The sequence below is a fragment of the Paenibacillus sp. FSL P4-0176 genome (assembly GCF_037975265.1).
In the GTDB taxonomy this organism is placed as follows: Bacteria; Bacillota; Bacilli; order Paenibacillales; family Paenibacillaceae; genus Paenibacillus; species Paenibacillus amylolyticus.
The window spans coordinates 6,866,004-6,892,410 of record NZ_CP150242.1 but is presented as its reverse complement, the minus strand read 5'-3'; the positions used below and the strand labels follow the sequence as shown (position 1 = coordinate 6,892,410).

Annotated in this window: 23 protein-coding genes; 21 read left to right on the top strand and 2 right to left on the bottom strand. The window is 48.9% G+C overall.

The genetic code is table 11. From position 1 onward, the window contains the following. The first annotated feature begins 43 nt into the window (after positions 1-43). From MKY95_RS31460 to MKY95_RS31395, 14 genes are all read left to right on the top strand, one after another. Positions 44-883, top strand: a complete 840-nt coding sequence (locus MKY95_RS31460; protein WP_036671594.1) for an Rpn family recombination-promoting nuclease/putative transposase — start codon at positions 44-46, stop codon at positions 881-883. A 395-nt stretch (positions 884-1,278) separates the two neighbouring features. Further along, entirely contained in the window at positions 1,279-1,989 is a 711-nt protein-coding gene (locus MKY95_RS31455; protein ID WP_076320093.1) for a response regulator transcription factor, read from the top strand. Further along, complete coding sequence (locus MKY95_RS31450; protein WP_076320092.1) at positions 1,986-3,491, top strand: HAMP domain-containing sensor histidine kinase; 1,506 nt, start codon at positions 1,986-1,988, stop codon at positions 3,489-3,491. The genes MKY95_RS31455 and MKY95_RS31450 overlap by 4 nt, the downstream gene beginning before the upstream one ends. A gap of 60 nt (positions 3,492-3,551) precedes the next feature. Then, positions 3,552-4,658 carry a hypothetical protein gene (locus MKY95_RS31445; protein WP_051447007.1) on the top strand — a complete coding sequence of 369 codons (1,107 nt, stop codon included), beginning with the start codon at positions 3,552-3,554 and terminating at the stop codon, positions 4,656-4,658. A gap of 239 nt (positions 4,659-4,897) precedes the next feature. Next, the gene (locus MKY95_RS31440; protein ID WP_036606654.1) at positions 4,898-5,785 is read left to right on the top strand and encodes a rhodanese-related sulfurtransferase; all 888 of its coding nucleotides are present in this window, start codon (positions 4,898-4,900) and stop codon (positions 5,783-5,785) included. A 12-nt stretch (positions 5,786-5,797) separates the two neighbouring features. After that, the gene (locus MKY95_RS31435) at positions 5,798-6,445 is read left to right on the top strand and encodes a winged helix-turn-helix transcriptional regulator (protein WP_081745846.1); all 648 of its coding nucleotides are present in this window, start codon (positions 5,798-5,800) and stop codon (positions 6,443-6,445) included. A 732-nt stretch (positions 6,446-7,177) separates the two neighbouring features. After that, positions 7,178-8,227 carry an ABC transporter substrate-binding protein gene (locus MKY95_RS31430; protein WP_074092683.1) on the top strand — a complete coding sequence of 350 codons (1,050 nt, stop codon included), beginning with the start codon at positions 7,178-7,180 and terminating at the stop codon, positions 8,225-8,227. Positions 8,228-8,360: 133 nt separating this feature from the next. Beyond that, complete coding sequence (locus MKY95_RS31425; protein WP_017691724.1) at positions 8,361-9,281, top strand: ABC transporter permease; 921 nt, start codon at positions 8,361-8,363, stop codon at positions 9,279-9,281. Between the two features lie 2 nt (positions 9,282-9,283). Continuing rightward, positions 9,284-10,078, top strand: a complete 795-nt coding sequence (locus MKY95_RS31420) for an ATP-binding cassette domain-containing protein (RefSeq protein WP_036606660.1) — start codon at positions 9,284-9,286, stop codon at positions 10,076-10,078. A gap of 193 nt (positions 10,079-10,271) precedes the next feature. Continuing rightward, on the top strand, positions 10,272-11,450 hold the full coding sequence (locus MKY95_RS31415) for a winged helix-turn-helix domain-containing protein (protein WP_076320091.1): 1,179 nt from the start codon (positions 10,272-10,274) through the stop codon (positions 11,448-11,450). A 69-nt stretch (positions 11,451-11,519) separates the two neighbouring features. Continuing rightward, positions 11,520-12,866, top strand: coding sequence for an MFS transporter (locus tag MKY95_RS31410; RefSeq protein ID WP_083669954.1), 1,347 nt, complete (start codon positions 11,520-11,522; stop codon positions 12,864-12,866). Between the two features lie 643 nt (positions 12,867-13,509). Continuing rightward, positions 13,510-14,292, top strand: coding sequence for a hypothetical protein (locus tag MKY95_RS31405; protein WP_076320090.1), 783 nt, complete (start codon positions 13,510-13,512; stop codon positions 14,290-14,292). 34 nt (positions 14,293-14,326) lie between these two features. After that, on the top strand, positions 14,327-14,575 hold the full coding sequence (locus MKY95_RS31400) for a hypothetical protein (protein WP_076320089.1): 249 nt from the start codon (positions 14,327-14,329) through the stop codon (positions 14,573-14,575). 380 nt (positions 14,576-14,955) lie between these two features. Continuing rightward, positions 14,956-16,062, top strand: a complete 1,107-nt coding sequence (locus MKY95_RS31395; protein ID WP_339196015.1) for an IS110 family transposase — start codon at positions 14,956-14,958, stop codon at positions 16,060-16,062. 385 nt (positions 16,063-16,447) lie between these two features. Here the strand turns inward: MKY95_RS31395 and MKY95_RS31390 are convergent, their stop codons facing one another. Continuing rightward, positions 16,448-17,029 (bottom strand): hypothetical protein, encoded by a 582-nt coding sequence (locus MKY95_RS31390; protein WP_076320338.1) that lies wholly within the window; start codon positions 17,027-17,029, stop codon positions 16,448-16,450. Positions 17,030-17,157: 128 nt separating this feature from the next. After that, positions 17,158-17,592 carry a hypothetical protein gene (locus MKY95_RS31385; protein WP_339196013.1) on the bottom strand — a complete coding sequence of 145 codons (435 nt, stop codon included), beginning with the start codon at positions 17,590-17,592 and terminating at the stop codon, positions 17,158-17,160. Between the two features lie 198 nt (positions 17,593-17,790). On the opposite strand from MKY95_RS31385, the gene MKY95_RS31380 reads away from it, so the two are divergent. The 7 genes from MKY95_RS31380 (at position 17,791) to MKY95_RS31350 (ending at position 26,133) form a co-directional block, all read left to right on the top strand. Continuing rightward, positions 17,791-18,288 carry a DUF6385 domain-containing protein gene (locus MKY95_RS31380; protein WP_036606672.1) on the top strand — a complete coding sequence of 166 codons (498 nt, stop codon included), beginning with the start codon at positions 17,791-17,793 and terminating at the stop codon, positions 18,286-18,288. Between the two features lie 45 nt (positions 18,289-18,333). Beyond that, positions 18,334-18,810, top strand: coding sequence for a hypothetical protein (locus MKY95_RS31375; RefSeq protein WP_339196011.1), 477 nt, complete (start codon positions 18,334-18,336; stop codon positions 18,808-18,810). A 20-nt stretch (positions 18,811-18,830) separates the two neighbouring features. After that, positions 18,831-19,010, top strand: a complete 180-nt coding sequence (locus tag MKY95_RS31370) for a hypothetical protein (protein ID WP_339196009.1) — start codon at positions 18,831-18,833, stop codon at positions 19,008-19,010. A 55-nt stretch (positions 19,011-19,065) separates the two neighbouring features. Beyond that, entirely contained in the window at positions 19,066-19,719 is a 654-nt protein-coding gene (locus MKY95_RS31365) for a DUF6385 domain-containing protein (RefSeq protein ID WP_339196007.1), read from the top strand. A 78-nt stretch (positions 19,720-19,797) separates the two neighbouring features. After that, the gene (locus tag MKY95_RS31360) at positions 19,798-22,080 is read left to right on the top strand and encodes a glycosyltransferase (protein WP_076320337.1); all 2,283 of its coding nucleotides are present in this window, start codon (positions 19,798-19,800) and stop codon (positions 22,078-22,080) included. Further along, a complete protein-coding gene (locus MKY95_RS31355) occupies positions 22,037-24,007 on the top strand; it encodes a glycosyltransferase (protein ID WP_179088728.1) in 1,971 nt (656 codons plus the stop codon). Before MKY95_RS31360 ends, MKY95_RS31355 begins: the two co-directional genes overlap by 44 nt. Before the next feature lie 110 nt (positions 24,008-24,117). After that, positions 24,118-26,133 (top strand): glycosyltransferase family 2 protein, encoded by a 2,016-nt coding sequence (locus MKY95_RS31350; RefSeq protein ID WP_179088727.1) that lies wholly within the window; start codon positions 24,118-24,120, stop codon positions 26,131-26,133. The last annotated feature ends 274 nt before the right edge of the window (positions 26,134-26,407 follow it).

Sequence of the window (26,407 nt, the reverse complement as noted above, 5' to 3'; positions counted from 1 at the left end):
GGGAATTATGATATAATGCTGGTGAGAATGGAGCTGATGCTGAGTGACGGAATTACTCGATCCACGAGTAGATTTTGTGTTCAAACGCATTTTTGGAAGTGAGCAAAACAAAGATGTTTTGTTAGCTTTTCTGAACAGCACGTTTATAGAGACCGGCGAATCTCCTCTTACGGAGATCACTGTGGTTAACACGTATACAGATAAGGATAGTCCAGAGGATAAACAATCCATTCTGGATATTAAAGCAAAGACGTTAGAAGGCAAACTAATTAACATTGAAATGCAGCTGTTTAACCCGTATAACATGGAGAAAAGGACGTTGTTTTATTGGAGTGAGATGTACTTTCATCAGATAAAAAAGGGTGAAAACTATAGTCTACTCAAAAAATGCGTGACTATTAATATACTCAACTACTCCTGTCTGGATAATGAGCGATATCACAATGTTTTTCATTTACGAGAAGATCATACAGGTATTGGTTTGACGGATGATATCGAAATACATGTGATGGAACTAACCAAATTGGATGAGTATTCTGTTCCGATGGAAAAAGGCGGACTCGTGAATTGGTTATTATTCCTTAAAGGAATAGATACATCAAACTGGGAGGTGCTGGCCATGAATGAACCGATGTTGAAAAAGGCGATGGATACGCTGGAATTTCTGAGTCAGGATGCGTCCACCAGAATGGCCTACGATGCTCGAATGAAAGCATTGAGTGACGAAAAATCAATGATTGAAGGCGCACGAGCTGAAGGAGCGGCTGAAGGCAAGAGAGAAATGGCTCGTGAGTTACTCACACTTGGCGTAGATCTCTCTGCTATAGTTAAAGCATCTGGACTCTCTGAAGATGAAATTAAGAAGTTATTGCCTAAACAGTAACATGAAACGGGAATCTATAGATTAAGGGCTGATCCAATCACGGGTTGGCTCTTTTTGTCGTCATTGGGGTATAAAGAAAGTAGAGCCAAGTCCAAGCTGAGAGGATGAAAGCTTCTCATACAAATTGCAAACTCATCCATAGCTAAATCGCAAAGATCTTGCTAACATAAATAAAAAGAACTGAATATTTACACGAAAACGAAGAGTGCAGAACCAGTCTGAAGAAACGAAGTTCAAAGCTTTCTGTCAGAAAGCTACTTCGGAAGCATATGCTACGCCCTTTATCACCGGATTTCCCCTTTGGAAGAAGGGGATTAAAGAAATCTGGGGATAACAGCGATCAGAAGACGGTACTGCACTTGAAGTTATCTCGTGTAACGTAGAGGATGAATCCCATGAATAAAAAAGTGCTCGTGGTAGATGACGAATCAAGTATTGTCAGTGCCATTGCTTACGCGCTGCGGCGCGAAGGATATGAAGTAGATACTGCGAGGGACGGCGAAGAGGCCTTGGTCAAGGTCGCATCGTTTCACCCACAGGTCATGATTCTGGACGTGATGATGCCCAGGCTTGATGGATACGGCGTATGCCGCAGGCTGGAGGACCGCGAGGATATCGGCATTATTTTGCTGACCGTCAAAAATGATATCGTGGACAAAATCGTTGGCCTGGAAATGGGCGCCGATGATTACATGACCAAACCATTCGAGATCCGTGAACTGCTCGCAAGGGTAAAAGCATTGATGCGCCGTGTCGAGAAAAGCAGTCCACCACCTGACGATTCGAAGAATCAGGCCATCGTGAATGGCACACTGCGTATTCATGTTGCTCACCGCACGGTGACCGTGAATGAGGAGAAGTTGGATCTGACACCAAAAGAGTTCGACCTGCTGACCATTCTCATGTCCAATCCCGAGCGTGTGTACACACGAGACGACCTGCTGGACCGGGTCTGGGGCATGGAGTATGCGGGTGGGACACGGACCGTTGACATTCACATCCAGCGTTTGCGTAAAAAAATTGGAGATACGGATCAGCAAAAATTACAGACCGTATACGGGATTGGCTACAAAGCATCTGCACCTGAAACAGGCGGGGCCATATGAGAGTCAGCATCAAGCTGAAGTTCAGTGTTTTTCTGGCAGCATTGCTTATCCTAACGGTGGTTGTGCTTAGTTCACTGGTTCTGCGCGGTATTGAACGCAATCAGCAGTCACAAATTGAAGGTATTTTATCACAGCAGACACGGCTGGTGAATCTGAATGTGCGACAGTCCTACTACACGGAGTCCGTTCATCTGGAACAGGACGTTTTTTTACAACAAAACGGCCGCAGGCTTGCACAGGAACTGGCCAACTCTACCGGATTGCCGATAGCGCTCTATGATATGAAAGGCCAACAAGTCGGTTCATCGATCAGCTCTGGGGAGAGTGCGATTGTTCAGGATACGCTCAACTATGCACTGCAAAATAAAATTGCCTATCATGAACAAGGGGATACCTTGCTCTATGCGGCACCGTTGGACGGTCCGGATGGACAGATGGGTGCTGTATGGATGCAATATCCGGTCCAAAGCTACCATGAATTCTATACTCGCATCCTTCAATTGTTCATATGGGCGGGCATTGTCGTTGTTGCGCTGAGCTTCATATTAGGTTATCTGTTCTACAATCGGTTTGCCGTTGCGATTACCCGACTGAAGAGGTCCGCAGATTCCATTCGCGAAGGGAATTACATTACGGAGTCTCCTTTAAAGCGCAAGGATGAGTTGGGGGAGCTGGGGCAGGGCATTTATTATATGAGTACATCCATTCAGCAAAATATCACAGCCATGCATGCGGAGCAGCAGAAGCTGCAACTGGCGATTGAGAAACTTCAAGCGCTGGAACAGCAGCAGAAACAATATATCGGTAACATCAGCCATGAATTCAAGACACCACTGACATCGATCAAAGCTTATGTGGAGCTGCTCGACATGTATAAGGATGATCCGCAACTGCTTGATGATGCCACAAGTAACATTGGCAAAGAAACGGAGCGGCTGTACGAGATGGTCGAGAAAGTCTTACATTTATCTGCCTTGGAGAAGTATGACTTTGAGAACCAGGCCGAAGATGTAGAGGTCAGCGCGCTACTGAAGGATGCCTGTGGCCGGATGCGTGGGAAAGCGGAGAAGTTTGCGCTGAACATGGAACTGGATCTTGAACCGGCGGTGATCCGCAGCGATCGGGAGAGTCTTATGCATATTTTCATCAACATGCTGGATAATGCCATCAAATATAACGTTCCGGATGGTGTGATCCGGGTGAAGAATGAACTGCGGATGCAGGAGCGTCAAGCGGTCATTCGCATCTATAACTCGGGTATGCCGATTCCGGCAGAGGCGCGGGAGAAGATTTTTGAACCCTTTTACACCGTGAACAAAGACAGAGCCAGAAAAACCGGCGGAACCGGACTGGGTCTATCTCTCGTGAAGCAGTTTGTTGAAAAACAGGGCGGTACAATCACCCTGCTGTCGGGCGATCCAGAAGATGGGGAAGGTGTGACGTTCCAGCTCATGTTCCCATTGGCTGATTCAAGTTTACAAGTTCGAAACAAGTCTGAATAACTTTGGAAGTATGCGATGTATATGCTTGGTCTATAGCAAGAGAAACCAGGGGGGACCATCATGAATTGGAAACAAGCAGCTATGGGCACGTTCGGAGCCATTGCCCTGTTAACGACAGCGGCATGCGGGGGAACAACGGAGCCGGGGGGCAACGCACAAGGCGGGAAAACGGGCACGGATATTACGGTAAAAGATAATACCAACACGTCCGTGTACCAGAGCTTCAAGCTGGAGAAGATTGATAAATTGCCGAATATGCGCGGAATCGCATGGCTAAGTGATGATTGGATTGTATCCGACAAAGAGAACAAGTCCTTGAAACCCGTCACGGTTGAAGGTCAGGAAAGATACCCGCATAACTTATATATGTATGATCTGACGAAAGGTACAGACACGCCGCTCAAAGAAAGTGAAGCCAGTCTGGGTGCACCGCTGGTATCACCGGATGGTCAGTACCTGTTCTACCGCGAGCCGGAGGAAAATACGGGCAAAGGCTACTTCCTGAACCTGCATAACGGGGAGACAACCCCTGCTGGCAAGGAGGATGGATTTATCCAAGAGGGCGCGTGGCTGGATAATGAACATGTCGTTTTCCCTAATATGAAGGGTGATCTGATCTCGGCAAGTGTGGACGGTACAACAAAGATACTGGTGGAAACAGGTAATTTCAATGTACGGAGTATCAAGGTGTCAGGCAATATGCTCTATTATATTACGGGCGAAGATGGCCAGTTGAATGCATACGATGCGAAGACGGGTGACGTAAAACAGGTGCTGAAAAGTGTGGAGTGGGTCATCCCTTCTAATGATGGAACAAGGCTTGCGATTGTGAAAAAAACAGCGGATACCAAACGGGCGCTGGTGCTCACCGATCTGGAAGGCAATGAGAAGGCCACGCTTGCCAGAGGCACACAGATTTTCGGCACAAGCTGGTCGGGTGATGATTCCAAGATTGCATATACCATCAATTCTGAGAATGATAATGAGAAAGGGCTATTTGTCTCCAACACGGAGTCGGCAGAACAGTTCCAGATCTCGGCCGATATGGACAACGCTTCTGACCCACTCGCCTGGAGCCCGAAAGGAAATAAAATCCTGTTATCGCAGGCGGTATTGGAGAATGAATCGTATCACTTTGTAACCTCGGTCATTACGATCTCGGAATAGGGTGAATGGTGCGGACAGATATGTTCCATATCTTTCATGCCTTACTATACATTTATATTGACTAAGCTGTTCCGCTTCCGATAAACTAGAATGCAGGAATAAAAGTCGAATGTCAGGCAGCAGTTCGAGACGATGTTTCGGGCGGCTGTTTATTTTCTTTTTAACAGTAAGGGTGCAACGTAGTCGTCTTGCCGGATGATCCGGCTAATAACAACATGGAATAGGAACAGGTGATATACATGTGTAACAGCGCGTACCGCGTGCTTTTATATTATAAGTTCGTGAAGATTGAAGACCCCGAGACGTTTACACAAGAGCATCTGCAATACTGTAAGGACCTGGGTGTGAAAGGCCGTATTCTGATCGCATCCGAAGGCATCAACGGTACCGTATCCGGTACGCCAGAACAGACGGAACAGTACATGAAAGATATGCTGGCTAATCCGCTGTTCAGCGACATGGTGTTCAAGATTGATGATGTCGAGGAGCATGCGTTCAAAAAAATCTTTGTTCGTCACAAAGCAGAGCTGGTAACCTTCCGTGTGGAAGATGAACTTGACCCAAATGTGACTAGCGGCAAACGCCTTTCGCCGAAAGAGTTCCATGAACATCTACAACGTGATGACGTTATCGTTATCGATGGTCGCAATGATTATGAATACGAAATTGGTCATTTCCGCGGGGCCATCCGTCCAGATGTGGAGTCGTTCCGTGAGTTTCCGGAGTGGATCCGCGAGAACCTGGGTGACATGAAGGACAAAACGATTATTACCTATTGCACTGGCGGCATTCGCTGCGAGAAGCTGACTGGGTTCATGATCAATGAAGGATTCCAGGATGTGGCTCAATTGGACGGCGGTATTGTCACGTACGGTAAAGATCCGGAAGTACAAGGCCATCTGTTCGATGGTAAGTGTTACGTGTTTGACGAGCGGATCTCTGTACCGATTAACCGGACAGAAGAGGATATTGTCATTGCCAGCTGTTATCACTGTGGAACGACACATGACCGATATATTAATTGTCCAACCTGCAACCTACAGCATGTAAGCTGTGAGGATTGCGAAGAGACGCATAACCGCTTTTGCTCGGATGCCTGCCGGGAGGCAGCACCGGTACACGCATAAGCAGGAGAGCAGGTGCTGATCGTGAAGCGCGAAGAGGAACGAACGACGCGTGAACGGATTTTGTTCATGCTGAAGCAGCAAGGTACATTGACCGCGAGGGAAATGACAGCTGATCTGGGTCTGACCGGCATGGCCATTCGCCGTCATCTGACGGCACTGGAGCAGGACGGCTGGATTGAGGTTCGGGAGGCCCGGGCTACGGCCGGACGTCCTTCCTCGGTGTACCAATTGACGGTACGCGGGGACAGCTTTTTTCCAAAATCATATTCGTCCCTTACGCTGGAACTTCTTGAAGAATTGTCTGACTCAGCCGGGAGCGGTGTGGTAGATGCATTGTTCGAGAGTCGCCGGGACAAGTTGCTTCGCAGCGGATTGCCACAGATGGAGGGCCAGGATCTGGCTGGACGGGTGGAGGAACTCGCTCGAATCCAGAATGCCAACGGATATATGGCGGATGCGTCCAGAGAAGACGATGGAACTTACGTCATTACGGAAATGAACTGCCCGATTGTACAAGTCGCGAGTGTCTACAAGCAGGCTTGCCGCTGTGAACTGGAACTGTTCCGCTCGCTACTCCAAGCTGAGGTGGAGCGTACTGAATGTTACGCCGATGGCGGCAAAAGGTGCAAGTATGAGATTCGCGAAGCGTCGGGGAATTAATTGGTGAGAGTTTGAAAAAAAGATAATAAAAGATATTCAAAGTGTAAAGAAGAAGAGATGGTATCGAGTTTCGTCGAGGCCATCTCTTTTTTATATCCTGCGTTACGTGAAACTGTATGAAAGAAATTTCTCTAACGAACCCTGTAGACGTTAATTTCCTCTCCAAAGATCTTTTCAAAATTTAACGAATCGTAAAGGCGCTATTTTGCTTAATTTGGCTGATTCTCGGTATCGAATTCTAATATTTGAATGAATAACGAGTATGAGGTTCGTTAGGATTTGCATATCGTGATTATTCCCCCAATAAGATGTCTCGGGTTCGTTAGCATTGGAGAAAGGGCAATTCTATTGTTTGGCGCTAACACGTTGGCTTGGTGCAGCTGGTCAACGTGAAGCGCCTAAGCACATTACAGCTTCTTGACGAGCCATTCGCATAACTTGCAGGTTGCTTTTTCGTCGTTATGTAATGTTTTCTATCACAACCATACAATGAAAGTAAATTGGAAGCGGTTCAACCATTGACGGATATCGGGACGCCCCTTAATATTAGGGGAACAATAAAACACCAACACGGGTCATGGACTTCAGTCGCATGAGAAAAGTCTATATTTGTCTGCTTTTGTCGATCAAAGCAACAATGCGTTGAAGCGTTTGTTTTGTCCCGCCCTATCGTGTCGATGGAATCTCGATAAGGGTAACCAAATTTTATAAGATGGAGAGGGGTTCTCACACATGAAAAAGAAATTTTGGATGTCACTGATGATGGTTGCTTCAATGATCGTTGCAGCAGGTTGCGGAAATAACAGCGGTACAGGCTCGGAATCCGAAGGATCGGGGACTACAACAGGTGGAGGCAGCGAGGAAAAATCATATCAGATTGCCATCTCGCAGATTGTTGAACATCCATCCCTGGATGCAACACGCGAAGGTTTCATCGCAGCCCTGAAGGAAGCAGGCATTGAAGAGAACAAGAACCTCAAAATTGATTACAATAACGCGCAAGGTGATTCGACGAACAACTTGTCCATTGCACAGAAAATCTCGGGTGATTCCAAAAATGATCTCGTACTCGGCATCGCAACACCATCTGCGCTGGCTCTGGCTCAACAAGTGAAGGACAAGCCATTGTTGTTTGCAGCAGTGACAGACCCACTGGGTGCCAAACTGGTGACCGATATGGATAAGCCGGGCGGCAATGTTACAGGTGCATCCGACACGAATCCGGAGGCTATCGTACAATTGGCTGACTTTATCGCTAAAAATCTGCCGGATGTGAAAACGGTGGGCTTGGTCATTAACGAAGGTGAACCAAATGCGGTGGTTATGGCAGATAACGCTGAAAAAGCGCTCGCAACACATAATATCAAGCTGGTGAAAGCACCAGTTACGAATACATCTGAAGTAAAACAGGCTACGGATTCCCTCGTTGGCAAAGTAGATGCCTTCTACATTACACTTGATAATTCTGTCGTGAGTGCGGTGGATACGATCATCCAAACGGCAAACAGTAATAAAATTCCGTTCTTCTCCAGTGATCGGGATACCGTTGAAAAAGGAGCTTTCGCAACCGTTGGCTTCAAATATTATGACCATGGATATCAGGTTGGTGAGATGGCCGCGGACATTCTGAAAAATGGTACGAATCCTGGTGATATGAAAGTCACCGTTCCGGACAAACTGGATCTGATCCTGAACCTGAAAGCGGCTGAAGCCCAAGGTATCACGGTTACGGATGAGATGAAAGCGGAAGTAAAAGACCAGGAAAACAACATTATTCAATAGAATCAATTCATAAATTTAATGAGTTATGAGATTGATTCAATAATCTGACCGGAGTGTAATCCGGCAGTATGGATGCGAGGCGGACGTGCAACGGGTTCGCCTCATTCTTTTCGATAGACAGGGAGGAAGTAGTGTGAGTATAAGCTGGAATTCAATTGAAGGGGCGATCGAGCTGGGGCTTTTATATGCACTGATGGCACTTGGTGTATATATTACGTTCCGCATACTCGATTTTCCTGACCTTACCGTAGACGGAAGTTTTACAACAGGAGGCGCAATCGCGGCGGTTATGATCTCCAATGACTTCTCTCCTTGGCTTGCCTGTTTGGCGGCAATGGCTGGCGGCATGGTGGCTGGGGCTTGTACAGGTCTGCTTCATACCAAAGGCAAAATCAACGGATTATTATCCGGGATTTTGATGATGATCGCGCTCTACTCCATTAATATGCGTATTCTTGGCGCACCGAATAAATCCATTATGGGCATGGATAATCCATTCTCAGGTGAGCATGTCATGGTGTTAATTATCATCGTGGTGCTGGTGTTTAAAATCATGCTCGATCTGTTCATGAAAACAGATGTTGGACTGGCACTCCGCGCGACAGGTGATAACAAACGTATGATTCGCAGCTTTGGTGCAAATACGGATGTGACTACCATTGTAGGTGTCAGCTTATCCAATGGATTGGTTGCACTATCTGGTGCATTCATTGCACAGCAATCAGGTTTTGCAGACATCACGATGGGCATCGGTATGATCGTTATTGGACTGGCTTCCGTCATTATCGGTGAAGCCATTCTTGGAGCAAGAACGGTATTCTGGGCTACACTTGCAGCGATCGTTGGTTCAATCATTTATCGGATTGTGGTCGCGCTTGCGCTTCAAGTGGAATGGTTTGATACATCTGATCTGAAGTTGATCACCGCGGTGATCGTCATTATTGCTCTTGTATTCCCAACGATGCAGCGCTCCATGAAGCAGCGTAGTCTGGCTCGCAAACGAACGGAAGAGTTGATGCGATCCGGGGGTCATCAGGCGAAGGGAGGTATGTGATCATGCTGGAGATTACGCAAGTAACCAAGCTGTTCAACCCAGGTACAACGGATGAGAAGACCGCGCTGGTTGGTGTGAATCTGACGATGAATCCGGGAGACTTTGTGACGGTGATTGGTAGTAACGGGGCCGGTAAATCTACGCTGATGAACATCATTTCGGGTGTGATGAAGCCGGATATGGGCGATGTACTGATCAATGACCGCTCCATCAAAAACCTGCCGGAGCATAAACGCAGCAGCTGGATTGGCCGGGTGTTTCAGGACCCGATGGCAGGAACAGCACCACATATGTCCATTGAAGAGAATATGGCGATGGCATACAAACGTGGCAAAGGACGCGGACTAGGCTTCGGAGTTACCCGTGCCAGACGGGAGATTTTTAACACGCAACTGGAGAAGTTGGGAATTGGACTGGAGAAGCGTCCGAATGCAAAAGTGGGTCTCTTGTCTGGTGGGGAGCGGCAGGCACTTAGCCTGTTAATGGCTACGTTTACCCAGCCGCAAATTTTGCTATTGGATGAGCATACGGCAGCCCTTGACCCATCACGTGCCGAACTGATCACGGAACTAACGGAGACACTTGTGCGTGAGATGAGACTGACTACATTGATGGTGACGCACAATATGGAGCAGGCCATTCGTCTGGGTAACCGTCTGATCATGATGGACAAAGGCCGAATAATTCTGGATGTCAGCGAAGAGCGCAAGCGTACGTTGACTGTCCCTGAGTTGCTTGGTGAATTCGAACGGATTAGCGGCAAAAAAATGGCAGATGATCGTGTCGTGCTGGGTTAAGACAAGGGAACACTTGTTGGAAGAATAGCTATACGTACCGTAATCCACAATCTAAGCCATCTATAAGTTAGACGATAAAAAACCTTTTGCGTTCTCGCAAAGGGTTTTTATGGTATGTTGAACACGTTGAAAAAATGGAATGAATCTATACGATTTCGGATCAGCGAATTATACATAGTAGGAGGAACCAGGCATGTCTTTGCAATTGGATGAAGGGACATATACGGTAACACGGCGAACGGAATCCATTCGTCTACTCGCCAAGGAATTTGCACTGCTGCATTTCCTGTATGAAAACAAGGAAAAAGCCTTCACCCGTAGTCAACTGCTGGATCGGGTATGGCCTTTGGAATATCCGGTTGAACGCACCGTGGACGATCATATCTATCGCCTGCGCAAGAAGCTGAAACGCTGGGACGAGATCCGTCTGGATACAGTACGGGGCTACGGATATCGACTTGCTGTGCATGAGAACAAGTCCGCTCTACCCGCTAGCCCCTCTGCTCAGGACCCAGAAATGCAGGAGGTCATTCACGGATTACTTCGTAAATATCATGTGTTTGGGCAGGGAAACGCCATACAGACCCTGGTTGAACAACAGGAGGCACTTGGCATTCAGATTGCCCCTTATTATCAGTTGTATATCCGTTTTATACAGGGAGATCTGGAATGGCTGATTACAACAAAGGAAATTCCTTTTGAGGAGCGACTATATTGGCTACTAATTTTTGTGCACCCCCTGATCGAACCAGCGGATAGTATTCAGTTGTATGAACAGGCGCTGAATTCAGCTGCATTGTCTGCCGATCAGCTTCGCGAACTCCGCATTCTCAACATCGTTGAAGTCTATGTAGAGGTGGGCCAATATCAACGTGCCAAAGAGCAGCTGGAAGAAACATATCGTGTAATAGAGACTGACGAGCTCAAGAATTTCAGACTGCCTGTAGCACTTGCAGCGTTGTATGTGGAACTGTGGGGTGGCAGCGGTGAAGCTGTTGAGGCCCAGATGGCAGTTCTGCGGTCAGGATTGAAGGATGCCCCGTATCTGCGGGAGATTGGACGTTTTCAGGTGATGGAAGGATTATGGTTACTTCGGCAGGGACGGATTCGTGAGGCAGAGTTAAGAATGGATGACGGTCTGGATGTATTGAAAATGTCGCTGAACGCACCACTATATCTGAATGCTGCATATCAGATTCTCCTATTCCTGGGTCATCATCGAATCGAAGGCAGAATTCGCAGTAAGTATCGTCAAGTGTATGCAGAGATCGGCAAAAGTTACGGTGTACCCGCATATGGACAACAAATTGTAGATGAAATACGTAACTTTTTATCTCCTACCTCCCCATCCTCTGATCTTCCTCTGATATAACGCCCTTATGATTACAGCCAAGGAACATACAGACCGCTAACGGCTGTAATCAAGGGAGGAAGTACATGTATGACCGTCATTTCAAATGAACCCACATCCAATGAATCCACCGAATCACCCGCCTCATCTGCGGAATCTTCCAAAAGCTTATGGACTAACCTCCAGTTTGTCCGCATGTTTATCGCATACTCACTGGCTACGTTTGGAGATTGGTTCGATGCACTCGCCATCCAGGTGATGGTGTCCTACCGCTGGGGCGCCGATCCGCTGATCATTGCACTTATTCCTGTATGTATGGCTGTCCCAGGCATACTGCTGGGCTCCTTTGCAGGTGCCCTGGCTGATCGTCTGCACAAAGTAAAGATCATGATCCTGTGTGACGTGATCACCGTGGGATTAACCGTTGCTATTTTATTCGCACCAAGCCCGGCTTGGCTGCTTCCACTTCTTGCCCTGCGGGCCATGATGGGAGTTTTTCACGTTCCAGCTCAGCAGGCGTTAACCCGCCAGGTGGTGGCAGAGGAGCATCTGTTTCAGGCATCATCCCTAAACGGTTTTGTGAGCCAGTGTTCTAAAGTGGCGGGACCACTTCTGGGTGCAGTCATATTGGCCATCTTTTCACCACAAATCTGTATTGTCATTAATGCCTGTACCCGCCTGTTGTCGGGTGCGGTATTATGGCCCTTGCGGCGTTTGGTGGAAAAGTCGGAGTCCGTTGAATCAGACGGAAGTACTGCAAGTGAAAAGGATGGATCGGAATCTTTGTTCTCCCAGTGGAAGCAAGGCTGGCGTTTTATACAGAGCAGTCGCACCGTGATGAGTACGATTTTGTTCGGCTGTTTTGGACTCATGGCCATTCTGATGATTGATTATCAGTTTACGACCCTGTTTCGGGAGATCAAGCCAGGTAATGAATCACTGCTCGGATGGTTGGGGTCTTCGGCAGGAGCCGGGGCAGTCGTCACCATTTTGTTGTTAAATCGCTTGCCTAGAATTGGGTATGGGTGGGGACTGGGTGGAGGATATCTGTTCGTGGGTGCCGGAATTGCTGCGCTGGGGTGGATCGGCCCACAAACACCTGAAATTTGGGTTATTATCTGGGGCCTCTGCATTGGGCTGGGTAATGGGCTATTTATGGTAACTCTGAATTATTTGTTGCAAAAGGAAACCCCTCCTGCCTATGTAGGGCGCGTCTTTGGCATTCAAAACTCGTTATCCAGTGTTGTACTGGTTGTAGCTCCACTTGCAGGTGGAGCGCTCATTCGAGTTGCGGGGCCGAGCCCCACCTTTCAATATATCGGTCTCGCTACGCTGGTAATTGGTTTTGCCGGCATACTACTACAGCGCATTTTGTGGGAAGGGAAGCAGCCTCTCGTGTCTGGAGCAAAAAAGACTATTCCGCAGGAATTGGACTGACAGCTTTGACCCGATACCTAACATCATTGTATCCACAGTCAGACAACTAGCCATATTGAAACTTGGGGCTCTCTTAATAGCTAGCTGTTCCTACCATAAAAGAGTGAGGAGATAATCATGGTTTTACCAAAGCCGAGAGAAGCGAACTTACATGTAAATAAGATACGACAAGCGTATCTTCAATATTTTAGGAATTGATGATGCATTACTTGATCCTGATATAGTTCCTTATCCTGAACATGAATAAGAGGAAAGAATCCGTGAATTATGGGTTACTAAACCTTGGAGCAGTGACGCTCAACTATTTTCTTATAAAATGATTGTAAATTCTAAGGAAGAAAAAGTGAGAGATCAATTCCCAAAACTATTCTTAGATGAAGAGTACGTGTTGTTCTGATTGAGCTTGAATATTCAAAGAAACGGTGATCCTCATCGGTATTTTTTTAGTGATTATATCTTGGATCTGGTGTGGAAACCTATAAATATGGATGTTATTTTCTCATATGGATAATAAATTATTATTTTTTATAAAATCCCATAACTTTACACTGAGATAAGGTGTTCTTATTATAATCAGATACATTTAATACATTAATTGTATTTGGTTGTACGTAAATAAACCTAAGAGAGGGGAAAGTGAAAAATGAAGTTGAAGTTGAAGTTTCCTGTAATTCTGTCTTTAGTAGTAGCACTGGTAGGAGGTACCAGCTCAGCTGCTTTTGCTGAAACTGAAAATACAGTTTCGGCCGAGTCTAATGTATCAAGAGCATTTATCGTTGAAGATGGGGTGAAAAAAGAGCTTAATACTGAGCAGTATGATCTTTTAATAAAGGAAAATGAGGAAAAACAACAACTTTTAGAGGCACAGAAAAGTATTATGACTAATAGAATTAATATTGGGGATTTAAAGAGTCGTTCTAATGATGATGATTTGATTACACCATTTGCTTTGATTGATCGAAGTAGATACGTTCAGGCTGGCTTCGTACCTACAGTGTATCGGCAAAATTTAGCTCGCAGAATTTCAGTTCCGGTTTATAATTCTGGGACACAAACTGCCACTAGAACTATCTCCTTTGCGGCTTCACAATCCTTTACGAGTAACGTTAGTTTATCCGCTTCTCATACAAAAAAAGCATTTACTGCAGGGGTATCAGTAGGGGCATCGTGGAGCAACTCATACTCTAACACTGATTCAATTGCTCAACCAATACCTCCAAAAAAATACTCATGGATGCAATATACTCCCAACATGAGTAATTCTTTTGGTACAATGTATGAAGAACTATGGAACTTCGATGGTAAGACCAATGTGAAAATAACTGATGAGACATATTTTCTAGACGTTTATATCGCGAAAAAAGGAAATGCAGGATTGCCTGATGGGCTCTATGTAATAATGGAAACTGATACAGTTCCGAATTAAAACAAATCTATTGATACCAAGGAGGAATGATTATATGAATAAACGGGCAGCTGGTATTACCCTCCTTGTCATCTCTGCCATATTGTTTATTTCGAGAAATAGTACACATTTTATTGTTGCGGCAATTATGGGCCGCAAAGATAATGTTTTAGGTGAGGGTATGTTTGAGTATGCTTTGTCAGTTACTAAATCCTTTTCTTTTGTCCCAGAAATAATTGCACTCTGTCTAGGGATTATTTATCTAGTATGGGCTGAAATGGACAAAAAGAAAGAAGTGCATTGAATAATAAATCATCGTTTTACTCATTCTTAAAGAGCATCCATACGGGTGCTCTTTTTGATCTTAATGATTAAGCTTACTCTCCAAACGGAGAGTAGGATTGATACCTAGATAAAGATCTTCTTCAGAGAAGGTCTTTCGTATTATCAGGTTAGCCAGTAATTACTGGTTGGCCTTTTTTTGTGGTCGTTTTACGATGGGGGAAGCCGGGAGAACGTGGCGGTTTTAGGGGCTAGGACCTCGTAACAAAAACAGTTCTCCCACGACCTCCAAAAGACCATGTTTGGGCTGGTAGGGGCAGTTGACCCCGTATAACAAGCGAAGCTATGGGTTTGGAACCATCGTGGAAAGGACCGGCGAAACGAAAGATAAGGAGTGAGGACATGGAACCTGTTGTTGGTGTAGATGTCGCTAAAGGTTCAAGTGTGATACAGGCGTTTCAAAAACGAAATGAGCCCGTTGGTAAAGCTATCGTCATTGAGCATGTTGCGAGTGGATTCGTACAATTTACGGAGGTGTTAGGGGCCCTTCAAGCCGAAACGGGTGTCGCTCCAGTGGTTGTTTTGGAGGCGACTGGGCATTACCATCGTGCCTTGGTGTCCTATCTGAATCGGAGTGGCTACACCTACTACATTGTGAATCCCTTGCAATCCAAGCGAGCGAAGGGAACGCAGTTACGCAAAGTTAAAACAGATGCTGCAGATGCTTGGCATCTGGCAGAGATGTACTATCGCGGCGACGTGAAGCCGCATCGAAATTGGGATGAGACGTTTACAGAGCTACAGCATTTGACTCGGCAGCATGAGTTTGTCACGGGAATCTTTGTGCAGGCGAAGCTGAACAGCAGAGCCTTGCTGGAGCAAGTTTTTCCGGCGTATGAGCAGATATTTTACAATGTGTTTTCAACAACATCATTGACGGTGCTGTCTCATTGTTTGGAGGGAAGTGTGACGAATTGGAATGAAGTCATTCAGGGTAATTCGGGACGATCCCATTCCAAGCGATGGGCCAATGAAAAAGCGAGAAAACTGGAGGAAGTACAGGATGAATGGAGAGAAATTCGGCGTAGCCCCGCTCAAAGCAAGGCACTGCTCGGAATGGTCTCTTTATTGTTGACGATGATTCGGCAACTGGAGGAACTCGAAAAACAAATGGAGGAACTCGCAGAAAATCTGCCTGAAGTCGAACTGGTGAGAAGTATCCCGGGAATTGGAACGAAACTGGCCGCAGCCATTGTAGCTGAACTAGGTGATGTGAAACAGTTTAGTGATGCGAAGCAACTTGTAGCGTTTGCGGGCCTTGACCCAGGGATTTTCAGTTCAGGAAAGTTCACAGCGACAAGTACACGAATTACGAAACGAGGCTCTAAAAGGCTCAGACGTTCACTATATTTAGCGGTGCAATGTGGAATGCGAAAGAATGCGAATGCAAGAATCCGTTCGTACTACGAGAAAAAAGAAACGAGGGCAAGCCCTACAAGGTGGCCGTGATCGCCTGCGCAAACAAGCTGTTACATCACATTTTCGCCATCTTGCAGAAAGGCCAGCCCTACCAAGTGTAATCCATATTTAACCAAAACCTCCATACCCGTGGAGGTTATTCGTGTTGGTCGGAAAAAGTATACCACGAAAAGAGAACTCATCCAACCGAAATGCTTGACAAACATTAGCTGGTTTTTGTTGTACTCGCATTTTCCCTTGTGCTTTCCGAATGTTAACAGAGGGAAAGCGATTAACCTTCCGGCAGGCCGAGCCTCCTGCTTCGCCCTCACCCTCTCGGAAGCCAAGTCGCTCATCCGTTCTATCAAAGGGGCTTCCGGTAGTCACCGAAGGGCGGCTGTTTGCACGTTGCCTTTGTTATACATCGTTGAACGAATCATACTTCCCACCAAGCAAAATAAGCAGTTGAGGCCATCAGTCCACCAACTGAAAGTGATCCGCTGACAGAGAGGTTAATGGCTTGACCCGGAGGAACCACGTAACGGCCGAATTCATTGGACAGAAACGGCCCTGCTTGAAGGGGCATAGCCATCAATGGGGTCGCTCCTGAAGGTGTAGCAGCAGAGAAGCGTACCGTGGCTACGCTGGTATTGCTGCTGGAAAGATTGCTGTTTACCGATGTGAGTGCGGTGGGCGATGTCAGTGTTCCATTAGCGCTCAGACTCATGGAACCACTGAAGGAAGATAACAGATTGAGTGATACCGTGATTCCGCCGGAGAGCCGTGATACGTATAGGGTTTTCCCGCTCCCTGCGGGATTGGCCAATTGTACGGTGGCGATAACCGTTCCTCCCAGCAACCCCAGTGTTGTGGAGTTGGTGGAACCTGCATTGTACAGATTGCCTGTACTGCCAGCATTATTCTCCGGAGGTGCAACAATGCCGGGAGAAATATACGTGTTGGTGTTGGACGTATAGACGGGCTGGCTTAACGGGTTGAATACATTATTGTTCGGCACAGTGTGCACCTCCTTTTATCAGGGTCAAACTCAGATTTCCCACCAGAACAGATTAATGGCTGCGGTCTGATTCCCCGTGCCTACGCTAATGGATAATGTTTGTCCCGGTGGAACAATAATGGAGCCATTCAGATCCAGTGAATACATTCCTGCGGTGAGCGGAATACTTGCGATGCTTGTGAAGGTTCCCCCAGAGTACCTGTATTTTGTCTTGTGGTAACTACACTGGCGTTGGTATTTCCAAGTAACGTATTGACGGGCACTGGTGTGCTACCGACAGTCACGGTTCCTCCTGAATAGATAACAAGAGTAGCTGCCGCTGTTGTGCCTCCTGTGAGGCTGGATATGCGTATTGTTCGGCCGCTGCCAGCGGCATTCAGGATCTGTAGAAGAAGACTCTGGTTGGAAGGAATTAAGGTATTGTTGGTCGTCAGGGCAAAAAAACTGCCTGCAGCAGCTGCACCACTGTCTGGTGACGCTTCAATGCCCGGGGCTGAGAAGGTATTGGTCAGTTGAGTAAACAGGGGACGATTAGATTGGTTGAATACATTATAGTTGGTCATCTCATCCACCTTCCATAGACCAGTTCATTTGAGCAACATTCCGATTGATTCGTATTTCATTGTACTTGCAGTGTATGTGAAAAGAAGCAAAATGGATTGGGGACTGAGCCGTATATCTGGAAATAACGGCGGTTGCCGTGCCCGTATATCCAATCCGGGCATACGATGCGTAAGCACATTTTTTAAGGGGAAATCGAGATGAGTCGAACAGCGAAGCAAAGCAAGAAGAGAACGAAGCAACCAACTAAATATGTCAGTCGCCGCCGCTCCCGTCATTCCTGCCGCGCTAAATTGCTGAAACCCCCTTGTTCCCGGATTACTCGTCCCCGGTTCAAGCAGGGTGCTTCCTCACGTACGAAACTCCCTGGTGCTATTCATTGTTTTACAGAGCATACGTATGTCGGAGCCGAAACCAGTAGCAGCATGGATTCACTCCCGGCACAAGACACCTCATCACTTAGCATGTATACCTATGGCGTTGTGAATCGGGGCAAACATCCGGCTATTGTACAGATCCAGATCAGCCCCAATGCCGTGGATTATGCTGTGGACAGCCAGGAGGTGGTCGCGGGAGGCCAGACCAAAGCGCTGGTACCATTGCGATTTTTGCACTATACCCGGCTTGCAATTCGATCCGTTGAACCGGATCAGCCGACCCGGCTCGATGTTTACTTTCAGGCGCAGCGTATGCCATAAGGGAGTATGATCTCACAGATTTGACCAGGGAGGAGGACGAGGCACATGCCTAACTTTACAACGTTTAATACGAATCCGGATAATCTGAGAACCTTGATTTTTGGTCAGGATAGTACAGGCACAGCCCAGCCTGTCAGAACGGATACAAGCGGGAACGTGGTTGGTATTATTTTGGACGGAACGATCAGTAACATCTCAGGTCTGACCACGGTTACAATTAACGCCGGAACCATTACCAACATTCTGAACGGAACCATCACGAGTGTGCTTGGAGCGACGATCACGGCAGGTACGATCAACAGTGTGCTTGGGGCCACAGTTACAGCGGGTACATTAACGAACTTGCTAAATGGTACGATCACGAGTGTATTGGGAGCAACGATCACAGCGGGAACGATTACAAGTGTACTCGGGGCAACCGTAACAGCAGGAACGCTGACAAACTTGTTGAACGGTACAATCACGAGTGTGCTCGGAGCCACGGTGACCGCCGGAACATTGACGAACTACCGCCGGAACTGAATGGTACGATCACAAGTGTATTGGGAGCAACGATTACCGCCGGAACGATCACGAGTGTGCTTGGGGCCACGGTGACCGGAACATTGACGAACTTGCTGAATGGTACGATTACAAGTGTATTGGGAGCAACGATTACGGCCGGAACGATCACGAGTGTGCTCGGGGCCACGGTGACCGCAGGAACACGACAAACTTGCTGAATGGTACGATTACAAGTGTATTGGGAGCGACGATTACGGCGGGAACGATCACAGTGTGAACACGATTACAGCAGGTACCATCACAGGTATACTCGGAGCGTTGACGAACCTGTTGAACGGAACCATTACCAGTGTGCTCGGGGCCACGGTGACCGCAGGAACGTTGACGAACTTGCTGAATGGTACGATCACGAGTGTATTGGGAGCAACGATTACCGCAGGAACACTGACAAACTTATTGAACGGAACCATTACAAGCGTACTTGGCGCAACGGTAACTGCAGGGACGTTGACAAACCTGCTAAATGGTACAATCACCAGCGTGCTCGGTGCTACAATTACCGCGGGAACACTTAGCAGTGTGACGTCCATTTCACAGAAGAGTTTTCAGGAGTCCCAACTCATAAGCACCCCGACCGCCAACACCTTCACAGCGCTCCCGGCGGTTACGACCAGTGTATTTGGCACGTATTCTTTCTTTGTATATAACCGGGGGCCGGGTGTAAACCGGGTAGATGCTCTTGTTGAGATTAGCGCCAACGGAACGAACTGGTACACGGATGTAACGACGGTAACGGGCATTTTGTCCGGGTCAGTCGATGTATTGGTACCTCAGCGTTTTCTCAAATACACGCGTCTTTCCTACCGCTCCAGCCTAATCGGCGCACCAAGCACGATTGATGTGTTCTTCAATGGACAAGGCACATAACCCATTTATTTGTCATATAGGTACATGGAGTTCCTTTGGTGGACTTCATGTACTTTTTTGTATTGGAGGTGGTTGGATTTGAAGAACCGTTTACTTGGAATTCATATGATTGTGCAAAATGAAGAACATCACCTGCCCCGCTGTCTCGACAGCTTAAAGCATATCAGCACGGAATGTTTTATCACCGATACTGGCTCATCTGACCGTACACCCGAGATCGCCAGAACGTATGGAGCAACGGTGTTGCACGCCTGTTGGGAAGATGACTTTGCCTATGCACGAAATATCAGCCTGCCTCTGGCGAGCACGGAATGGGTCCTGTGTTTGGATGCGGATGAGTACGTTACGCAGGGATTGGAAGAACTGCTGAATTATTTACCTAAAGTCCATAAAAGCATTTCAAGATTACGTATTACCATAGAGAATCGATACGGTGAAGGGGTGGAAGAGAGGGTAATCTCCCAGCCGGTGAGACTATTCCGTGCTCATCAAGGATATCGATACAAGGGGCGTATTCATGAGCAATTGGTTCGTAGTGGCCCAAGGGAGCTTGTCCAAGAAGTGGCTGGTGATATGGATAAGAGCGAGACCTGTACAGGAGAACAAAGCCAATTGATCGAGACTGAACCGCTTGCTCCATTATGTCTGATTCATGATGGATATCTGGCTTCAACGATTGCGCAAGAGCATAAGCCAAGACGTAATTTGAAACTGATTGAGCGTGAATTACAGGATGACCCGAAACATCCTTTTCACCTGTACAATCTGGGAGTAACGTATTGCCAGCTTGGTGAGGTTGAAAAGGCAATTGAAGCGTTCAGTGAATCATTACACCTGACAGAGTTGCTCGCACCATATCGACCTACACTGGTTAGAGATTATGCAAAGACCCTTGTGGGATCGGAACGTTACGACGAGGCGCATGCAATTCTGGCTGTGGAAAGACAGCGTTATCCATCTTATGCTGATCTGCACCTGTTGTATGGGGAGACGTTGGAGCTGCAAGGTTTGGAGGAGCGTGCATATCAATCGTATGCTCGAGCAACGGACTGTCGGGAGGGAATAGACCGTGTTGGACACAGTGATGGCGGTAGCACGTTAGACGCGTCATATGTAACGGAAGCGGGTTCTAACAGTTACAGAGCCTATACTGCGATGGCAAGACTTGCACAGAAACGGGGATTCTATAAAGAGTCTGCACATCTGTACGGGCTGGCTCTGGACAGCATGTTCACATATGCTCCTTCATGGGCCGGGTTGGCAGACGTGCTACAACAATCCGGTGAAACGGATGAGAACATAGCAGAAACATTACTTTCCAGAAGCAGAGGAATGGGAGAGTCAGATCACGGTGATTTGATTCGTGGTGAAATGCCCCATTCATATGCAGTGACAAATGAGGATCATCTGGTGCAAATGATTTATGTTCTAACAGGCTGTGGAGCATATGAACAGGCATTGAAAATGCTGGATGCAGATTCGTGTACTGCTCGTATCCATGTAGCGGATCAAATACATTGGATGTTGTGTGCGAATAGGGTTTCCGAAGCACTGCAACTGGCAGAAGAACACTGGAGCGTGGGGTGTGTGCATGAAGTCAATCTGCTGGCTGGGCACAGAATGGATTGGGCACTGGCTTGTTGGGCCAACGGATTAAGATTATCCGAGGCGTTCCTCGCAACTACGCTTCCACAAGAAAAGAACGTTTGGAAGGTCATGGATCGACTGCTGGATCAGCTATCGAAAGAGCCGCGAAGCATGGAACCTGCGTCACAAGAACAGAAGCTTATTCAATGGGGTCCGCAGGCAGAAATGGTAGCAGAGAAGGTTGTGCAGCAAGCCGTAAAGATAGGACAGCTCACACTTGCTGAGCAACTGCATGAGTTGCGGGCCATGATGATGTGTGATCATTGGGGAACGACTTTAACTCGAAGGCGAAAGTTTGCAAGTCTGCTGTATCGTCACGGGTATACCATGGTAGCCGCGAACATCCTGATTCAGTGCATGACCGAGAGTGAACTGGATGCCGAAGGGTTATTCTGGTTGGGTGAAACGCTGTATGCAAAAGGCCACAACGATCAAGCGCTGTCTCTGTTCGAGCAGGCTCTGGAGCGGGAGCCTGATATGTGGCAGGCCCGAGTTGGAGCAGCTGTATGTTACATGCGATTGGCAATGGAGGCGATTCGGCAGGAATTGGTTCGATCTCCTTCTTCAGGTGTACTCGCTGCACAACATAATGCACTGGAACAAAGGCTGCGAACGACCGATGGTATGCCGTGGCGTACGCTTTTCCATGCAAAGGAAAGGAGGAATCAGCTTGCGAGCGGAACGAATTTCCCTATGCATGATCGTGAAGGATGAGGAAGAGTTGCTGCCTCATTGTCTTGCCAGTGTCCAGGGAGCGGTGGACGAAATTATTGTGGTGGACACCGGTTCATCGGATCGCAGCGCGGAGATTGCGCAGCAATATGGCGCGTTGGTTGTGCGATTTGAGTGGTGCGATGATTTTGCCGCAGCACGGAATGCTGGCCTGGAGCGCGCTTCCGGCGACTGGATTCTCTTTCTTGATGCGGACGAGGCGCTCGATAGGGCTGCGCGGGAGCAGATCAGGAGCTGGACGTCGGTCAGCGGATGTGACGGATTGTTTTTAAACATTCATAACTATACAGGTACGGGTCAGCAGGGGGTTACAGTGAATCCGGTTTTGCGTCTCTTCCGTAATGCCCCGGAGCATCGGTTCGAAGGTCGAATTCATGAGCAGATTGCGGCGGCGATCTGTCGTGGGAATCCAGAGGCTGCATTTCATGTGACGGACATGGTCATCCATCATTATGGGTATCAGACGGCGATTGTGGAGCGCAAAGATAAGGTGAACCGTAATGTTCGCCTGCTGCAACAGGCAGTGGAGGAAGAACCAGATCAGCCGTTCCATCACTATAATCTGGGTGTCGAGTATCTGCGTGTGGGGGAAGCGGAGCGGGCGTTGGAGACGTTTGGTGTGGCTCGGATGGGGATTGATCCTGCGGTGACCAGTTACGCGCATTTGCTGTTCAAATATGAAGTTCGTTGTCTCCAGCATCTGAATCGCTGGCAGGAGGCATTAGATCGCATTGATGCTGCGCTTGAACTCTTTCCAGAGTACACGGATCTGATGCACCATCGCGGGGTATGTGCAGACGCCTTGGGTGATGCAGATCGGGCAGAATATTCGCTGCGTGAAGCTGTCCGTATGGGACCACCTCCACCCATATATCATACGGAAGAAGGCATCGGCACCTATCAGACGTGGTATACGTTAGGACGATTACTGGAAGGAAGGGCAGATCTGGAGGGTGCGGTAGATGCTTACGTGGAAGCGGTACGTGCCAAATCCAGTCTGTTACCGCCGCTCTATCGGATATTCCGAATTATGCGAGTCTCCGGGCAGGAACATCAGATTCCAGAGCTGGTGAGGGAGCGCTTTGCACTCAGTTCGGAAGAGGCTACACACAAAGTATTGGGTATTCTGGAGCAATCTCGTTGTTATGATGCGGCTCTGCAATTGTTATCGGGTATATCCTCACAACCCTCCGCAGAGATGAGGGAGCGTTTATCTGTGGCGGAGTCGATGCTCCAAATCCAACAGGGAAGATGGAACAAGGCGCGTCTGAAATTGGAACCTGTGCAGCGGAAAAAAGGGCTACTCGCGATCTCGTCTGCACGATGGCTCGAACGTTTGGAGTGGATCGAGGGGAAGAAAGCCAACGGAGATGATCCATTGACCTTGTGGTTGAAGCGTAGTTCTCAGGCTGGGGCAGTAACGAATAAGGAACCTGCTGTGCAGACAGGACGAATTGCTGGTCTGAGAGCGACAAAGAAGAAGGACACGGACTCCGGTATGGACGGAACGGTTGCAGGAGCAGAGTATGATGGCTGGCAGGCGCTCGGACTGATGATGGAAGGATGTGTACAGTCAGGGAGATGGAAAGAGCTGCATAGCCTAATTCAGATGTGTCGACAGCAATTGGCTGGAGAAGGATTATCGGTGGAACAGAGCGTTCGAATGGGAGAGAAGGAGAAAGAGATGGAAGGGAAAAAGGAAAACGGGAAGGTGAGTGACATTGATTCGTTCCCTGGGGCTTCGGATACCCTGACGGGAACAAGCTGGCTGGTGAAAGGATTGGTCAGTGCTGCGGACCATCATCTGGAGGTGTTCGCTCAGCATGCAGATGGACAGCGGCACCGTTGTTGGCCTGTCGTTCAGCATATTCGGCTGGAGTTGCCGGGAGCGGACGGGTTTGAGAGCTGAGAGGGGATCAGGCAGGTCCGGGGTCAAACTTAAATCAGCAGGCTAATGGGTGGGGTGAACTCCGTTGGTGAGGGGTGGTGATGAATATGGGCATAGGGATTAGCTTGTGTATGATCGTGAAGGATGAAGCCGGTTCACTCCAGCGGTGTTTGAATGCAGTCAGGGATGTTGTGGATGAGATCATCGTTGTAGACACAGGATCGGTAGATGATACAACTGAAATTGCCCGCCTTCATGGTGCCGTTGTAATCCGAACGGAATGGAACGGAAATTTCAGTGAAGCCCGTAATCTGTCGCTGACCGCTGCTACGAAACCGTGGATTCTGGTGCTTGATGCGGATGAGGTATGGGTACAGACCCCTCAGATGAAGACAGAACTCATGCGGTTGTTAGCGGCAAGTAGGGATGACGTGTGGGGATACTGGATACAGGTCACAAGTCTGCTGGGTGTGTCCGGTGAAGAGCGTGTGACGGATGCGGTATGTCGATTGTTCCGAAATGATCCCCGAATTGCCTTTCAGGGCAGAATTCATGAAGAGATTGCTTCTTCCATCATGGCACTGGCTTCGCAAGGTGTGCTTCATTCTGGACTTGAAGTCATTCATTACGGATATCTGGAGCAGGCGATTACTGCCAAAAATAAAGGTGCACGCAACATGCAGTTGATACGTTCCGCGTTGAATCAGGAGGGAGATCAACCGGAGTTGTTATATGCTCTGGCTGCCGAGTGGTTTCAGCAAGCGAAGTATGATGAAACACTCCGTTTGTTACAGCCATTATTGGCACAACTTATGCCGGATTGCGGATATCACTCGGATCTGGTGCTGAAAACGGCTTACGCCTGGCGAGAGATTGGCAGCCCGGAACGGGCGCTTGCTGTGGTGGAAGCATGGGCGCCCGTGTATGAGGATTTTCCGGATTTGTTGGAGCTTGGTGCTGTACTTGAACTGGATCAAGGGAGAGAGAACGTGGCCTTGAATTGGTTAAATCAGGCTAAATCAGCTGCTTTCACAGCCAGCAGGTATACATCAGTCTCTGGTGCTGGAACCTACCGTAGCCTGACGCTGGAAGGCATGGCGCATGAACGGGCTGGCCGCTGGGTAGAGGCAGAAGCCGCGTACACGGCGGCGCTGAGCATGCAACCCGGCAGCATGGCTGCATGGCAGCGGCTGTTGTTGTTGGCCGCAGCCACAGGGCGGCCGCATGCCATCGCCAGCGTCGCAGCCCGGGTAAGCTTGCCACCTGCGGCATGGCAAGCGTTGATCCCGGCCGCGCTTGCCGCGCATCGGCCGGAGTGGCTGCTACGCCATGCGGCGGCGCTTGCTGGCCCGCTGCGGGCACAGCCGCTGGCCGCCGGGCTTGCGCTGGCCCAGCTGGGCGAGGACGCCTCGGCTCGGGCGGCTTTGCAGCCCTGGGCGGCGCATGCGCAGCACGGGCCAGAGGCGGCCCTGGCGCTGTGGGCGCTGGGCCACAAGCAGCCCGGCGGGCGCAACGCCCGAGCGGCGGCTCGCCATGCGGCAGCGCTGCCCGCAGCGACCCACGCCGCCGAGGCGCTGCTGCAGCGCGGGGCCTTGGCCGGCAGCTACGCCTCGGCGTGCAGCTGCGGCAGCCCGCCCCGCGGCGCAACGCCCGCTGGCCCGGCCACGCCTGCGCCTGGCGACGTGCTCGCCGCTGCGCAAGCGCTCGCCGGCGTAGGCGCCTGGGCCGCATGGCTGCGCCTGCTGCAAGCCCTGCCGCCCCGCGGCGCGCTGGCGTTGCTCGCAGCGCTTCCGCCTGCGGCACGCTGCGGGTTGCTGCGCGCACCCGCGAGCGTCCGCGAAGGGCTGCTTGCGCTATGCGGCACGCCTGACGGCGCGCAGCAGCCCCACGCGGACGAAGTGCCCGCCCCGGAGCGTACCGCTCACGCGCTCCTCGCGGGCACGCTCGCGCTGCTCGCCGGGCGGCAGAACCTGGCGCGTGAATGGGCCAAATCGGCCCAACTCACTGCGCGGCAACCTGCCGCTACAGGTCGCCCGGCGACGACAATCTCGCCGGGCCTGCAAACCCTGTTGCGCCTGACAGCACCCGGCGCAGCCTATGCCAAAGAGTACACCAACCAGTGCAACATGTTACTGGTACACCTATAATTTCCTTTAATCTTTAATCTTTAATCTTTAATCTTTAATCTTTAATCTTTAATCTTTAATCTTTAATCACTAATCTCTTATTCCTAGTCCTAGTCCTAGTCCTAGTCCCGAACCTCCAACCCCTCTACATCCCCATATATTCCCGCACTAGCCCATCCGATTGAAATTGCAAAAGCAACGGAGCTACCGGTAATCGGAGCATTGCCCGAACCGTGTATTGTTCCGTTGCCAATGGGTCGAGCCCTTAAGCCCTCAATCTTCCACTCTGCACTTA

Bases quoted from the DNA above. Each gene is read 5' to 3' on its own strand.
- MKY95_RS31455 (WP_076320093.1), top strand. From the start codon at position 1,279: ATGAATAAAAAAGTGCTCGTGGTAGATGACGAATCAAGTATTGTCAGT.
- MKY95_RS31450 (WP_076320092.1), top strand. From the start codon at position 1,986: ATGAGAGTCAGCATCAAGCTGAAGTTCAGTGTTTTTCTGGCAGCATTG.
- MKY95_RS31445 (WP_051447007.1), top strand. From the start codon at position 3,552: ATGAATTGGAAACAAGCAGCTATGGGCACGTTCGGAGCCATTGCCCTG.
- MKY95_RS31440 (WP_036606654.1), top strand. From the start codon at position 4,898: ATGTGTAACAGCGCGTACCGCGTGCTTTTATATTATAAGTTCGTGAAG.
- MKY95_RS31430 (WP_074092683.1), top strand. From the start codon at position 7,178: ATGAAAAAGAAATTTTGGATGTCACTGATGATGGTTGCTTCAATGATC.
- MKY95_RS31420 (WP_036606660.1), top strand. From the start codon at position 9,284: ATGCTGGAGATTACGCAAGTAACCAAGCTGTTCAACCCAGGTACAACG.
- MKY95_RS31415 (WP_076320091.1), top strand. From the start codon at position 10,272: ATGTCTTTGCAATTGGATGAAGGGACATATACGGTAACACGGCGAACG.
- MKY95_RS31410 (WP_083669954.1), top strand. From the start codon at position 11,520: ATGACCGTCATTTCAAATGAACCCACATCCAATGAATCCACCGAATCA.
- MKY95_RS31405 (WP_076320090.1), top strand. From the start codon at position 13,510: ATGAAGTTGAAGTTGAAGTTTCCTGTAATTCTGTCTTTAGTAGTAGCA.
- MKY95_RS31400 (WP_076320089.1), top strand. From the start codon at position 14,327: ATGAATAAACGGGCAGCTGGTATTACCCTCCTTGTCATCTCTGCCATA.
- MKY95_RS31395 (WP_339196015.1), top strand. From the start codon at position 14,956: ATGGAACCTGTTGTTGGTGTAGATGTCGCTAAAGGTTCAAGTGTGATA.
- MKY95_RS31385 (WP_339196013.1), bottom strand. From the start codon at position 17,592: ATGACCAACTATAATGTATTCAACCAATCTAATCGTCCCCTGTTTACT.
- MKY95_RS31380 (WP_036606672.1), top strand. From the start codon at position 17,791: ATGAGTCGAACAGCGAAGCAAAGCAAGAAGAGAACGAAGCAACCAACT.
- MKY95_RS31375 (WP_339196011.1), top strand. From the start codon at position 18,334: ATGCCTAACTTTACAACGTTTAATACGAATCCGGATAATCTGAGAACC.
- MKY95_RS31350 (WP_179088727.1), top strand. From the start codon at position 24,118: ATGATCGTGAAGGATGAAGCCGGTTCACTCCAGCGGTGTTTGAATGCA.